Origin of the sequence: [Pantoea] beijingensis, from assembly GCF_022647505.1 — a bacterium.
In the GTDB taxonomy this organism is placed as follows: Bacteria; Pseudomonadota; Gammaproteobacteria; order Enterobacterales; family Enterobacteriaceae; genus Erwinia; species Erwinia beijingensis.
In genome coordinates this window covers 3,510,638-3,523,519 of the sequence record NZ_CP071409.1, presented here as the reverse complement: position 1 = coordinate 3,523,519, position 12,882 = coordinate 3,510,638, and the positions used below count along the sequence as shown (strand labels likewise).

The 12,882-nt window shown below is 49.9% G+C and carries 13 protein-coding genes and 1 pseudogene; 9 read left to right on the top strand and 5 right to left on the bottom strand.

Annotated features, from left to right (window positions below; all coding sequences use genetic code 11):
- Complete coding sequence (locus J1C60_RS15925) at positions 1-348, top strand: gamma-glutamylcyclotransferase family protein (RefSeq protein ID WP_128176235.1); 348 nt, start codon at positions 1-3, stop codon at positions 346-348.
- A 59-nt stretch (positions 349-407) separates the two neighbouring features.
- Here J1C60_RS15925 and ppa read toward each other — a convergent pair whose 3' ends face one another.
- The 3 genes from ppa to J1C60_RS15910 form a co-directional block, all read right to left on the bottom strand.
- Positions 408-938, bottom strand: coding sequence for an inorganic diphosphatase (ppa, locus tag J1C60_RS15920; RefSeq protein ID WP_052902138.1), 531 nt, complete (start codon positions 936-938; stop codon positions 408-410).
- 179 nt (positions 939-1,117) lie between these two features.
- Positions 1,118-1,567 (bottom strand): DUF441 domain-containing protein, encoded by a 450-nt coding sequence (locus J1C60_RS15915; protein ID WP_128176237.1) that lies wholly within the window; start codon positions 1,565-1,567, stop codon positions 1,118-1,120.
- A 798-nt stretch (positions 1,568-2,365) separates the two neighbouring features.
- Positions 2,366-2,797, bottom strand: a complete 432-nt coding sequence (locus J1C60_RS15910) for a lysozyme inhibitor LprI family protein (protein WP_128179143.1) — start codon at positions 2,795-2,797, stop codon at positions 2,366-2,368.
- A 172-nt stretch (positions 2,798-2,969) separates the two neighbouring features.
- Between J1C60_RS15910 and J1C60_RS15905 the strand changes: the two are divergent.
- A pseudogene (locus tag J1C60_RS15905) lies at positions 2,970-4,527 on the top strand (methyl-accepting chemotaxis protein).
- A 51-nt stretch (positions 4,528-4,578) separates the two neighbouring features.
- On the opposite strand, the gene fbp reads toward J1C60_RS15905, so the two are convergent.
- On the bottom strand, positions 4,579-5,577 hold the full coding sequence (gene fbp / locus J1C60_RS15900) for a class 1 fructose-bisphosphatase (protein ID WP_128179142.1): 999 nt from the start codon (positions 5,575-5,577) through the stop codon (positions 4,579-4,581).
- 167 nt (positions 5,578-5,744) lie between these two features.
- Here fbp and mpl point away from each other — a divergent pair, with 167 nt between their 5' ends.
- On the top strand, positions 5,745-7,100 hold the full coding sequence (gene mpl, locus J1C60_RS15895; protein ID WP_128179141.1) for a UDP-N-acetylmuramate:L-alanyl-gamma-D-glutamyl-meso-diaminopimelate ligase: 1,356 nt from the start codon (positions 5,745-5,747) through the stop codon (positions 7,098-7,100).
- A 67-nt stretch (positions 7,101-7,167) separates the two neighbouring features.
- Here mpl and yjgA read toward each other — a convergent pair whose 3' ends face one another.
- On the bottom strand, positions 7,168-7,710 hold the full coding sequence (gene yjgA / locus J1C60_RS15890; protein ID WP_128179140.1) for a ribosome biogenesis factor YjgA: 543 nt from the start codon (positions 7,708-7,710) through the stop codon (positions 7,168-7,170).
- Positions 7,711-7,823: 113 nt separating this feature from the next.
- On the opposite strand from yjgA, the gene pmbA reads away from it, so the two are divergent.
- From pmbA to J1C60_RS15860, 6 genes are all read left to right on the top strand, one after another.
- Positions 7,824-9,164 (top strand): metalloprotease PmbA, encoded by a 1,341-nt coding sequence (gene pmbA / locus J1C60_RS15885; RefSeq protein WP_128179139.1) that lies wholly within the window; start codon positions 7,824-7,826, stop codon positions 9,162-9,164.
- A gap of 373 nt (positions 9,165-9,537) precedes the next feature.
- Positions 9,538-9,924: a cytochrome b562 gene (cybC, locus tag J1C60_RS15880; protein WP_128179138.1), complete on the top strand. Its 387-nt coding sequence runs from the start codon at positions 9,538-9,540 to the stop codon at positions 9,922-9,924.
- A 947-nt stretch (positions 9,925-10,871) separates the two neighbouring features.
- On the top strand, positions 10,872-11,210 hold the full coding sequence (locus tag J1C60_RS15875; protein ID WP_128179137.1) for a glycine dehydrogenase: 339 nt from the start codon (positions 10,872-10,874) through the stop codon (positions 11,208-11,210).
- A 24-nt stretch (positions 11,211-11,234) separates the two neighbouring features.
- Positions 11,235-11,600: an SFCGS family glycine-rich protein gene (locus J1C60_RS15870; RefSeq protein WP_128179136.1), complete on the top strand. Its 366-nt coding sequence runs from the start codon at positions 11,235-11,237 to the stop codon at positions 11,598-11,600.
- The gene (locus tag J1C60_RS15865; protein WP_128179135.1) at positions 11,597-11,896 is read left to right on the top strand and encodes a DUF4312 family protein; all 300 of its coding nucleotides are present in this window, start codon (positions 11,597-11,599) and stop codon (positions 11,894-11,896) included. Before J1C60_RS15870 ends, J1C60_RS15865 begins: the two co-directional genes overlap by 4 nt.
- A 208-nt stretch (positions 11,897-12,104) precedes the next feature.
- Positions 12,105-12,881 carry a DUF4311 domain-containing protein gene (locus tag J1C60_RS15860; protein WP_128179134.1) on the top strand — a complete coding sequence of 259 codons (777 nt, stop codon included), beginning with the start codon at positions 12,105-12,107 and terminating at the stop codon, positions 12,879-12,881.
- Position 12,882 lies beyond the last annotated feature (1 nt).

Genomic DNA, 12,882 nt, shown 5'->3' with positions numbered 1-12,882 from the left:
ATGCGAATAATTGTCTATGGCAGTCTACGGCGCAAGCAGGGTAACAGTCACTGGATGACTAATGCGCAATGGTTGGGCGATCATCAGATCGAGGGCTATGAACTTTATAGCCTTGGCCATTATCCCGGCATTGTGAGAGGTGAAGGTCAGGTATACTGCGAAGTGTACCGTGTGGATGCCAGTACGATGGCCGAATTGGATGCGTTACGAACTAAAGGCGGAGAGTATAAACGTGAACTGCTGCAGACGCCTTACGGCACAGCATGGATTTATGTTTATCAACGCTCCATCGATGGACGACAGCGCATTGATAGCGGCGACTGGCTACAGCGCGACAGTGACACTTAAGTTTCAGAGATAAAAAAACGCCGTCCAGTGGACGGCGTTTTTACTACGAATGACGTGGCTTATTTGTTTTTCGCACGTTCGAAAGATGTCACGATCTCAGCTTTTGCAGCTTCAGCGTTATCCCATCCTTCAACTTTGACCCACTTACCTTTCTCCAGCGCTTTGTATTGCTCGAAGAAGTGAGTGATTTGCGCACGCAGCAGTTCTGGCAGGTCGTTCACATCTTTAATGTGATCGTACTCTTTAGAGAGCTTGGTATGTGGAACTGCAACCAGTTTTGCGTCTTCGCCTGACTCATCAGTCATTTTCAGTACGCCAACCGGACGGCAGCGGATCACGGAACCAGGCTGAAGCGGATAAGGCGTAGGGACCAACACATCAACCGGGTCGCCATCCAGTGACAGCGTATGGTTGATATAACCATAGTTGCATGGATAGAACATTGCGGTAGACATAAAGCGGTCAACGAACAGGGCGCCAGACTCTTTATCTACTTCATATTTGATGGGATCGGCATTTGCTGGGATCTCAATGATCACATAGATATCTTCTGGCAGGTCTTTACCCGCAGGAACATGGTTCAAACTCATCTCGCATTCCTTCAATTGTCTTAAATCGAGTGACGGCTATTATAGCCAACTGGCTCTGAAAGTATTCCCTCTTTTTGGGCTTTCGGAATGCTCCAGTGTGGTGCTCTGATCTTAAGTGAAATAGGTACCTTCCGGCTTCATAGTCGATAAACAGGCCAGGCAAACCGATGGCCCGTCGGTTATTTATTAATAATAAACATCGACACGATACCGGCTGCAATAAGAGGTCCCACCGGCACACCACGAAACAGTGATACACCGATAATCGTGCCAATCAGCAGGCCACCAACAATTGTAGGCTGGCTGCTCATTAATGCGACGCCACGACCGCCCAGCCAGGAAACCAAAATACCCACCGCAATCGCCAGCAGGGATTTCCAGTCAAAAAAAGATTTAAGCAGTGTACTTGGAGGTAATGAACCACTGGCCAGCGGGGCCATCACCGCAATAGTCAGAATGATAATGCCAACGGTAATGCCCTGTTTTTCGACCACCGGGAAAAACTGAGAGAGAGGCGTTATTTTAATAAAAATGAGGATCAGGATAGAGATCGTTACCGCCGTGTTATGGACGAAAAAACTGAGCACTCCCAGAAAAACCAGAATAATTAATGAGGAATATGCGGTCATTTACAGCTCCTGATAGATACCCGTCATACTTCAAGCCGCAGGCTTGTTGGCTGCGTTTAGTCACCCCGGTCACTTACTTGAGTAAGCTCCCGGGGATTCCTGCGCTTGCCGCCGCCCTGCAACTCGAATTATTTAGGGTATGGCCGCGTCATACTTCAAGCCGCAGGTTTGTTGGCTGCGTTTAGTCACCCCGGTCACTTACTTGAGTAAGCTCCCGGGGATTCCTGCGCTTGCCGCCGCCCTGCAACTCGAATTATTTAGGGTATGGCCGCGTCATACTTCAAGCCGCAGGTTTGTTGGCTGCGTTTAGTCACCCCGGTCACTTACTTGAGTAAGCTCCCGGGGATTCCTGCGCTTGCCGCCGCCCTGCAACTCGAATTATTTAGGGTATGGCCGCGTCATACTTCAAGCCGCAGGTTTGTTGGCTGCGTTTAGTCACCCCGGTCACTTACTTGAGTAAGCTCCCGGGGATCCCTGCGCTTGCCGCCGCCCTGCAACTCGAATTATTTAGGGTATAGCCGCGTCATACTTCAAGCCGCAGGTTTGTTGGCTGCGTTTAGTCACCCCGGTCACTTACTTGAACAGGCTCCTGATTATCACTGAACAGGACAAATAAAGGATGGGATAAGCATCAATTCTGTCAAATCATCTGCAGGCGGCTGTAAATAAGCGAGCCATTAACGCGTGATAATACGCATTGAGGCGGAATATAACCGGCTCGCCAGGTCTGCATTGATCACCCCACCACAAATATAAAAGGTGGGACGACGTCAGGCGAAGAATTATTGGGACTTACTGTTATTTACAGCCATCGGGATCAACGCAACCTGCATCTTTCAGGGACTTCAATACCAACGCCTGACTTTTCACAACAACTAACTGCTGTGAAGCCGCAGTCACTGACGAAATCGTACCCTGTGACTGGGAAAGCCATGTGGTGGACGCATTTGCCATGCTATCCCGATATTTAAGCCAGTCGCGTTGCGCATTGCGCATCAGTTTCTGTTGATTACTATCCAGTTTGGCTATTAACGCATTGTACTGGGTGTTCATCTCTTTATCCCATGCCTGAGTTGCTGTGGCATAACACTGGGACATGTCTTTAGTGGTTGTTTCCTTGTTCAGGCAGCTTTGCAGTGCAGTATCAATTTGAGTGCTGGCAGCCGGAGCTTTCTGAGCCATAGCACCAAAGGGCAGTAACAAACAAATCGCGAGCAGGGTGTTTTTCATGAACTTCCTCAGGATAACGATAACGAGTTTATTAGCGGCCACAAGATTCGCTTATGCGTTTATGTTCGTCAATCCATGTTGTGCCATTCATTAAAGTTTCGCATCGCGTTGCCGATAAATTCTGCGTTTTCCTGGTTTCAGGACCCTTTACCTATGGCTTCCCGGGGTTTTCATGCATAACCGAATAACGCTACGTTCCGGATTGTTGGTTTTATTAGCACTAATGACGTTGCTATTACTGATTGTCAGTATTATGGGGATTATCGCGATCAACAAAGGGAATAAATCCCTGGAGGCGATTAATCGGATACAGGGTATTGAATTAAATAACCTTTATTTGAGCAGCAGTAACCTGCTACGGATGCGGGCGACTTCTGCATTGGCAGTACGAAAAATGGAGGTAGGGTTAATTGATGATGGCGCAGAAAATGCAAAGCGTGCGGCGGAATATGCCGCTCGGTCGCAGCTACAGCTCAAACAATTTATAGATGCGAATACGGTGACCGCACAGGGAAAAAAATTATCACGTGCGGTTAGTGTCAGCTATCAACGTTATTTTGAGGGGGCAATCGCACCGATGATGAGGGCGCTCTCCAGGCAAAGCCCGGATGATTATTATGACATCCTCGAAGGTAATATTTCTCAACTCGCGGCCAGTTTTGGTCGTGCCGTGGATGATTTTAGCCTCTACGCTAATCAGGTTAGCGCCATGCAGTTAAGGCAGGCTGCGCAAAACGAAATGCGAATGAAAGCCCTGATAGCCATCTGTTTCCTGTTAACACTTATGCTGACGGCATCCGCCTGGTTTATTCTGAACATCATGCTACTTAAGCCGCTGAATAATGCTATTCGGCATTTAGAGCATATTGCTGCAGGCGATTTGACCCAGGCGATGCCGCAAGGCGGCTATAACGAGCCAGGAAGGCTTAATGGCGCTTTAGGGCGTATGCAGCAGGCATTGCGGCAGTCTGTCAGTCGTGTACGTGATGCCAGTCTGCAAATTGATATCGGCAGCCGGGAGCTTTCTGCGGGTAACCAGAATCTTGCTCAGCGTACTGAAGAGTCGGCAGCCTCACTTGAGCAAACCGCCGCCAGCATGGAACAGCTTACCGCAACGGTAAGGCTTAACGCGGATAATGCGCACCAGGCGCATCAGTTGGCGCGTAGCGTCTCCGAAACGGCCGATCGTGGGGCTGAAGTTGTGTGTTACGTGATGGAAAAGATGCGAGAGATTTCCAGCAGTTCAGCACGCATCGCTGATATCCTGGGCGCCATTGATGGCATTGCATTTCAAACCAATATATTAGCGCTTAATGCCTCAGTGGAGGCTGCGCGCGCGGGTGAGCAAGGGCGAGGATTTGCGGTGGTTGCCAATGAAGTGCGCAATCTGGCGCAGCGCCAATGCAGCGAAAGAGATCCGCGTCCTGATTAGCGATTCACAAAGCCGGGTCGGGGAAGGGACCATGATGGCGACCCGGGCCGGTGAAACCATGGATGAAATATCCAGCGAAGTGATGCGGGTAACCGCATTGATGAAAGAGATTTCCAGTGCATCCCAGGAACAGAGTCGTGGAATTGAGCAGGTGAATCAGGCGGTAACGCAGATGGATGAAGTCGCGCAGCATAATGCCGCGTTGGTAGAGCAGGCAACGGTAGCTACGCAGTCACTTGAAGAACAGGCACAGCAACTGGTGCAGAGCATGTCACTGTTTAAAATCAGCAGACAATAATCGGCCGGGATATCTCTCCCGGCCTTTATCCTGGTATTTTGAATCGGGTGATTAGTCGTCGGGGAATTCGCGGATAAAGCGTTCCGTATCATCGACCATTTCATTATTCCCGACAAAAAACGGCGAGCGTTCATGCAGCGACTGCGGTTGAATATCAAGAATCCGGTTTTTACCGTCGCTGGCTTTACCGCCCGCCTGCTCGGCAAGGAACGCCATTGGATTGCATTCATACAGCAGACGCAATTTTCCTTTTGGATAGCTGGCAGTGCTTGGATAGAGATAAATACCGCCTTTCAGCAGGTTACGATGGAAATCAGCCACCAGCGAACCGATATAGCGTGACGTATAAGGCCGGTTGGTGCTGTTATCCTCTTCCTGGCAGAACTTCAGGTATTTTTTTACACCCTGCGGGAAGCGTATATAGTTCCCTTCGTTAATCGAGTAGGTATAGCCTTTCGCCGGGAACATCATGTGCTCCTGGCTCAGGCAAAATACACCGAGGGAAGGATCGTAGGTAAAGGCATGCACGCCATAGCCGGTCGTATAAACCAGCATGGTGGAAGAGCCGTAAACCACGTAGCCAGCCGCAACTTGTTGGCTACCTGGCTGGAGGAAATCTTCCTCTGTTACTGGTGTACCTGGTGGTGTAATACGGCGATAGATGGAGAAAATGGTACCGACAGAGACGTTAACGTCAATGTTTGAAGAACCGTCTAACGGATCCATCAACACGACATACTTGCCATTTTCAACACCTTCGAAAATGACAATCTCATCTTCTTCTTCAGAAGCGATACCGGCCACAATACCGCGTGCTTTCAGTGCAGCTTTCAATTTTTCATTGGCAAACAGGTCGAGCTTCATTTGCTGCTCGCCCTGAACATTCTCTACACCGCTGGCGCCAAGGATATCAACCAACCCGGCTTTATTGATATCGCGGTGGATGATCTTGGCGCCGAGTTTAATAGCGGAGAGAAGGGCTGTCAGTTCACCAGTCGCATGAGGAAAGTCTTGCTGTTTCTCGACGATAAATTCGCCTAACGTTTTCATAACACAATCCCTGAATCTGTGGTTGAGTAGCAAAGGTTTTTACAAACTGCCAATATATACGTACGCAGTTTAGCTGATTGAATAGTAAAGACCATAGCCCAAATCCGTTTCTTCCCGCGAGACTCGGCGCTAAACTGTGCCCCGAACTTTTAAGTAATGGACTTTTTATGCGCATTCATATTCTCGGTATCTGCGGTACCTTCATGGGAGGACTGGCTATGCTGGCACGTTCTCTTGGGCATGAGGTAACGGGCTCTGACGCTAACGTTTATCCGCCGATGAGCACGCTTCTGGAAAAACAAGGTATTGATTTAATTCAAGGTTATGACGCTTCACAGCTTGACCCAGCCCCCGATTTGGTGATTATCGGAAATGCGATGACACGTGGAAACCCCTGTGTTGAAGCGGTGCTGGAACGCAATATTCCCTACCTCTCCGGACCGCAATGGCTACACGATTTTGTACTGCGCGACCGCTGGGTGATCGCGGTTGCCGGAACGCACGGAAAGACAACAACCGCGGGGATGGCTGCGTGGATTTTGCAGGCTTGCGGTCTCGAACCGGGTTTTGTTATTGGGGGCGTACCGGGAAATTTTGAGGTATCGGCACATTTAGGAAAAAGCCCATTCTTCGTTATTGAAGCCGATGAATATGACTGTGCTTTCTTCGATAAGCGTTCAAAATTTGTCCACTATTGTCCGCGAACCCTGATTTTGAATAATCTGGAGTTCGATCATGCCGATATTTTTGACGATCTGCGTGCGATTCAGAAGCAGTTCCATCATCTGATACGTATCGTGCCAGGTCAGGGTAAAATTCTCTGGCCGGAACACGATACTAACCTGAAGCAGGTGATATCGATGGGATGCTGGAGCGAGCAGGAGCGGATGGGAGACGGCGGCCAGTGGCAGGCGAAAAAGCTCTCCCCAGATGCATCACACTGGGAAGTGCTGCTTGAGGGTAAACGCGTCGCAGAAGTAAAATGGTCGCTGGTGGGCGAGCACAATATGCATAATGGCCTGATGGCGATCGCGGCGGCACGTCATGTTGGCGTGAAACCCGAAGAGGCAGGACGTGCGCTAAACGACTTTATTAATGCCCGACGTCGTCTTGAATTACGGGGTGAAGTGAATCGAATCAAGGTTTACGATGATTTTGCCCATCATCCAACCGCGATTCTGGCGACGCTTGCCGCGCTGCGGGGCAAAGTCGGTGGTACTGCGCGTATTCTGGCCGTTCTGGAACCTCGCTCCAACACGATGAAGATGGGGATCAGCAAAAGCGACCTTGCGCCTGCGTTGGGCCGTGCCGATGAAGTCTTCCTCTTCCAGCCCCACCATATTCCGTGGCAGGTGTCAGATGTTGCGGATGCCTGTATCCAGCCAGCGCACTGGAGCGCTGATGTGGACACGCTGGTTGAGATGATTGCCAAAACCGCCCAGCCTGGTGATTCTGTGCTGGTCATGAGTAACGGTGGCTTTGGTGGGATCCATCAAAAACTGCTGGACAGACTAGGACGCTAAACGCAAGAGGGGCGCGATGCCCCTCTTTAGTATGCTGTCCTTAGCGCGGGTTGTCCCTGCCGTGGTTTCAGGCTTCGGCCAGTTCGCGTAAATACTGAAAAATCTGGCGGGAAGCTTTCGGTGGTTTATTCGCGGCTTTCTCTTTTTGCGCGTTGCGGATCATCGAGCGAAGCTGCTGGCGATCGGCATGCGGATAAAGATTCAGTACATCCGGGATCGCATCGTCACCTTGTTCCAACAGGCGATCGCGCATCATTTCCAGTTTATGAAATAACGCGACCTGCTGATTATGGCGATTCTTCAGTTTATCCAGCGCCTGGCGAATCGGTTCTTCGTCGCGCGAACGCAGCATCTTACCGATAAGCTGCAACTGGCGGCGACGGCCCTCTTTCTTGATTTTCTGTGCCAGCTCAATCGCTGCTCGCAGATCGTCATCCAGCGGAATTTTATCGAGTGAGTTCTTGCTCAGCTCTACCATCTCGGCGCCGAGGCGTTTTAACTCTTCTGCATCGCGTTTAATTTCACTTTTGCTGACCCAGATAATCTCGTCATCTTCTTCTTCTTCGTTATCGGGTACGTCATCGAGCCAGTCTTCGGGCTGCTTGGTCATTGTTAGGCTCCTAAAAAAGAGGCTAATGCTATCAGGTTACGTGGCTACTGCGAAATTGTTCTCTGAGTCTGATAGACTCAAATCATTCACCATCAATTATATATGGCAGGTCGATGAAAGTACTCACTCAGGTTGCAGAACAACGGAAGGTATTGGAACAGGCCGTCGCGCAGGCACTCGAACTGGCGAAAGCCAGTACCGATGGCGCGGAAGTCGCCGTCAGTAAATCGACGGGTATCAGCGTCAGTACGCGCTATGGCGAAGTGGAAAATGTTGAATTTAACAGCGATGGTGCATTGGGCATTACTGTCTATCACCAGAATCGTAAAGGCAGCGCCTCTTCTACCGATTTGAGCCCTGATGCCATCAAGCGCACGGTTCAGGCGGCAATTGATATTGCCCGTTTCACCTCACCGGATCCCTATGCAGGCGTTGCCGATCGCGAACTGCTGGCTTTTGAAGCGCCGGATCTTGATCTGTTTCACCCGTCAGATCTGGATGCTGATAAAGCGATTGAACTGGCCGCTCGCGCTGAGCAGGCCTCGCTGAATGTCGATAAACGCATCACGAATACTGAAGGTGGCAGCTTTAACAGCCATGTTGGCATTAAAGTATTCGGCAACAGCCATGGCATGATGCAGGGGTACTGTTCCAGCCGCCATTCGCTTTCCAGCTGCGTTATTGCTGAAGAAAAAGGTGATATGGAGCGCGATTATGCCTACTCAATCGGCCGGGCTATGAGCGATCTTCAGTCGCCAGAGTGGGTGGGTGAAGAGTGCGCCCGACGTACGCTGTCACGCCTCTCACCGCGTAAACTTTCGACAATGAAAGCGCCGGTTATTTTTGCTGCTGAAGTGGCTACCGGCCTGTTTGGACATCTGGTTGGTGCTATCAGTGGCGGGAGTGTTTATCGTAAATCGACCTTCCTGCTTGATGCACTTGGCAAGCAGATCCTACCAGAGTGGCTCACGATTGAAGAACAGCCGCATCTGTTAAAAGGGTTGGCATCTTCGCCTTTTGACAGTGAAGGGGTGCGCACACAGCAACGTGACATCGTAAAAGAAGGGATACTGCAAAGCTGGCTACTCACCAGTTATTCAGCACGCAAGCTGGGTCTACAGAGCACCGGACATGCGGGTGGCATCCATAACTGGCGTATTAACGGACAGGGGGCCAGTTTTGCGGACTTACTGAAGCAGATGGGAACCGGTTTAGTGGTGACGGAGCTGATGGGGCAAGGTGTGAGCGGCATTACCGGCGATTATTCCCGCGGAGCGGCAGGTTTCTGGGTCGAAAACGGTGAGATTCAGTATCCGGTCAGTGAGATTACGATTGCTGGCAATCTGAAGGACATGTGGCGTAATCTTGTTACCGTCGGCAACGACATTGAAACACGTAGCAACATTCAGTGTGGTTCAGTATTGCTGCCTGAAATGAAAATCGCAGGTCAATAAACAGGGCGGCGCTCCTTTTTACTCGTACAAAAAAACCTTTACGGGGTGTCGGATCCCGGCAGCCCGACTATCGCGATGGATGCTGTAATCAGACAAGCAACGTGATAACGGGAAAAGTGGAGCGTTTATATATCCTGATTTAAGCTGTAACGTTAGCAGTGTAGAGTATGAAGCAAATATACCCGTTATGATTTTAAATCGCGGGTTTGTTCGCTGCACTCAATCACCCCGATCGTTTATCCGAGTCAGCGAACGGGGGGACTCCGGAGCTTGCCGCTACCCTCTGCAACTTGAATGATTTAGGGTAGATACGGTTGTTTTAAAGCAAATAATGCCGGGTACTCATTTGTCATAACAATAAGGAATGAAACTTATGCGTAAGCATGTGATTGCAATGTTAGCTGTTTCTCTACTATGTGGCAGTGCATCGGCACTGGCGAAAGATCTGTCAGACGATATGGATGCGCTTAGCGGCGGCTATCGGACGGTCATGAACACAAATGACGCTGCTGAAATGAAAAAGGCGTTAACCGATATGCGTGCTGCAGCTGAAGATGCGAAAACACAAACGCCTGATAAACTTGAAGGAAAAGCACCAGATAGTCCTGAAATCAAAGATTATCATGCCGGATTGGACACGTTGATCGGGCAAATCGATGCGACCAGCAAGTTAGTCGATGCAGGAAATGTTGCGGGCGCAAAAGAGGAAGCGAAGAAACTCGCGGACACGCGCAACGAGAATCATAAAAAATTCCGTTAAGATTTAACAGGCCGGAAAATTCCGGCCTGTTACCCGTCATTCTTCGCGCCATAGGCACTCTGGCGACGAAGCCAATTGCAACTAATCACACTCGATATAATTAAATACCGTCGTCCGCATTATTTCACGGCTTCCTGACGACATTCTGACGTGTACCACTACGGGGCTATTGGCAGTGGTTACGACGATGTCGGTGCCAAACGATAAATAACTCCTCATCTGTCGCTTCATCGCTGTCGATTTAAGGGAAATTAGCGCAGCTGAAGCTTAAAATGCATCGTGAGAAAAATACCGAAGCTTTTAAAGAGTTTAGCGGTGATATTACTGTCAGTTCGGTTATCGGGTTGTTATTAACATAGAACTGAGCTTATTTATGCAGAATTATTTACCGGTCCATAAACGGCTTGTCAGGGATTTGACGTGGGATCGCTCGCAGCCACCCTGCGTGCTAAGATCGCTTTCCGTGCTTAATCATCCGTCCGGGAACACTTTTCTCTTCTTTATCGCCTGCCAGGTCATGCTGTTCAGCAACTCGATTGCATCGGTAATTTAGTATGGCCGGATGCCATCACCTTTCCTTATATCTGTGCGACAACAGCGTATTTATTTTTTATTCCCACATGATTAATGCATGACTCTGCCATTACCTCGCTAAAAAAGTGACGAATCTCTCATAATTTCTGCTCTTTTTGCGTGAAATAACGGTTTTGCGACATCGCTCTCTATTCATTGCCCTATTTCCGTTTCGAAATGGAAAAAGTCGGTCTACAAACCTCACCTCCTGTAGGGTAATTTCATTTTAACGCGAACGACAGAGCCTGAAGTATTCAAGCCGCAGGATATTGCTGCCTGGACCTGCTCACAATTCAGCCACGATGTGTGGTGCGACTGACAGAGCTTGAAGGACAACAGGAAAAAGTTTATCCGAAGAGGAAAGGGGTAATAACGTGAATAACGGAGCGGTAACGGTGAATTCGGCAGCTAGCCCGGAAGCCATCCACGCGCTGGCCGACAAGGTGATGATGCAGATAGGCGATCTGTTTGCAGTTAAGGCAATCACCCCCAACACTGTACAGCAGCAGATGCTGGCTTCGCATGTCAGTGCGATGGCGCTGCGATCCTTGACGGGTGAAGCATTGCCGGAAGTCGAGGAGGAGCTATTTGAAGATATCTCTGAAGATTCCATGCAACTGGCCCGGCAGGTGGTTGAGTTGTTTGGCAATTTGCCGAAAGAAGAGGCCTGGCTGCTGTCTGTCCACTTTGAAGTCGCTAAAGAAAATTCGTAATAACATGATTTAAAGGAAAATAACATGTCACAAGTAACCGTAGTAATTGGCGATCGTTTAGGTAAAGGCCAAAAAGTGGCTGCCGGTGTTGAAAAAGCGGGCGGACGCGCTGTCGTGGTACCCGGTGTGGCGGCTGACATGAAACTGGGCGATGTGATGAAAGCAGAGAATGCCACTTTCGGTATCTCCTTCTGCGGAAGCGGCGGCGCAGGGGCTATTACCGCGCAGAATAAATATGGTTATAAAGCCAAATACGGTATGCGCTCTGTTGATGAAGGCGTAACGGCAATCAATGAAGGTTGTAATGTGCTCGGATTCGGTTTTATGGACAAAGAGGAACTGGGAGAGCGACTGGTGCAGGCCTGGATCAAAAAGCATGGTCAACCATGAAAGAACAGTCCACGACCACGGTGAGTGTCAGCGGTAAAGGTGACACCAAAGGTAAAGCGTTTGCTGATGCCCTGAGTCGCGTACAAAGTGCGGTACTTCGTTCCACCAACAAAATTCTGCTGCGCATTGAGCCACAGGATGTGCGAGTCATTCGTGCGCAGGAAAGCGTCAGAAAAGAGAAATTCCTGTTCTTTTTCCTGGCGCGAGAAAGACGGCATTACAGCGTTGAGCTGGAAATTGTCGTCAACGTTACCGTGATTGACACCGATAAGGTGACCTTCACAGTGATGCAATAAGAACGTTTCCTTCGGGTTCCTGACCTGCCTGTATCGGCGTGGCGTGCACTAAAAGCCGTATGGTTTTACACCGGCTGACCTGTGGGGCACGTTCTGAACGGCATATGACGGTGCATTTCCGAATGGGGCATAGATACCCTGAGCGATTAATGCATCAGGGAATAATCATGATTAAAAAACGTTGGCGCAAGCCCTTAAGGAAAGACTGATGTTTTTAATTATTTTATTTAAATCGCTAATCATCGGCGGATTGGTCGGGGTCGGCGTGGGTGCGGGTGCCGCACGTATGTTTCACGCGCCCACCACGCAGGGGATGGGCGCATTTCGAACGCTGGGTGAACTGAACTCCTGTGAAGGCGATCCTGCTTCTCACTTCTCCTTTGGCCTTGGCTTTTTCTTTAACGCCTGGGCTTCCTCCGTTGCGGCGGGTGCTTTTACCCAGGACGTTGACCATCGCATTATTCCTAACTGGGGTGCGGCTGCACTGATGGTGAAGAACCGCAACGTCGCTGAAACGCTGCACGATCCGAAAAAAATGGCCATTGTCTGCGGCATTATCGGCATGATCGTGGTGGCTTTCCTCAACTCTACCGCCTCCGCCGTTCCGGCCGCGTTACAAGTGACGGCAGTGAAGGTGCTGGTCCCTGCTGCTAACCTGCTGGTCAATACCGTGATGCCGGTGATTTTCTGGCTGGCCGCGATTGATGCCGGTAAGAAATCTGGCTTCTGGGCCACCATTTTTGGCGGTCTGGCGCAGCTGATTATGGGTAACGCTGTACCGGGGTTGGTGCTGGGGATCCTGATCGGTAAAGGGGTTGAAGAGAGTGGCTGGAACAAAGTGACCAAAATCATGATGCTTGCCATTGTGTTGCTGTTTGTTCTGAGTGGTTTCTTCCGCGGCTTCGATATGAAAATGTTGCAGTCTTTCCAACTGGGTATCCCGGGCTGGCTGGATATGATTCACAACGCCTTGAGCGGTAAGTAAC

What these genes read in the sequence shown, in the direction of transcription:
- J1C60_RS15925 (WP_128176235.1), top strand. Translation starts at nt 1, where the DNA reads ATGCGAATAATTGTCTATGGCAGTCTACGGCGCAAGCAGGGTAACAGT.
- ppa (WP_052902138.1), bottom strand. Translation starts at nt 938, where the DNA reads ATGAGTTTGAACCATGTTCCTGCGGGTAAAGACCTGCCAGAAGATATC.
- J1C60_RS15915 (WP_128176237.1), bottom strand. Translation starts at nt 1,567, where the DNA reads ATGACCGCATATTCCTCATTAATTATTCTGGTTTTTCTGGGAGTGCTC.
- J1C60_RS15910 (WP_128179143.1), bottom strand. Translation starts at nt 2,797, where the DNA reads ATGAAAAACACCCTGCTCGCGATTTGTTTGTTACTGCCCTTTGGTGCT.
- fbp (WP_128179142.1), bottom strand. Translation starts at nt 5,577, where the DNA reads ATGAAAACGTTAGGCGAATTTATCGTCGAGAAACAGCAAGACTTTCCT.
- mpl (WP_128179141.1), top strand. Translation starts at nt 5,745, where the DNA reads ATGCGCATTCATATTCTCGGTATCTGCGGTACCTTCATGGGAGGACTG.
- yjgA (WP_128179140.1), bottom strand. Translation starts at nt 7,710, where the DNA reads ATGACCAAGCAGCCCGAAGACTGGCTCGATGACGTACCCGATAACGAA.
- pmbA (WP_128179139.1), top strand. Translation starts at nt 7,824, where the DNA reads ATGAAAGTACTCACTCAGGTTGCAGAACAACGGAAGGTATTGGAACAG.
- cybC (WP_128179138.1), top strand. Translation starts at nt 9,538, where the DNA reads ATGCGTAAGCATGTGATTGCAATGTTAGCTGTTTCTCTACTATGTGGC.
- J1C60_RS15870 (WP_128179136.1), top strand. Translation starts at nt 11,235, where the DNA reads ATGTCACAAGTAACCGTAGTAATTGGCGATCGTTTAGGTAAAGGCCAA.
- J1C60_RS15865 (WP_128179135.1), top strand. Translation starts at nt 11,597, where the DNA reads ATGAAAGAACAGTCCACGACCACGGTGAGTGTCAGCGGTAAAGGTGAC.
- J1C60_RS15860 (WP_128179134.1), top strand. Translation starts at nt 12,105, where the DNA reads ATGTTTTTAATTATTTTATTTAAATCGCTAATCATCGGCGGATTGGTC.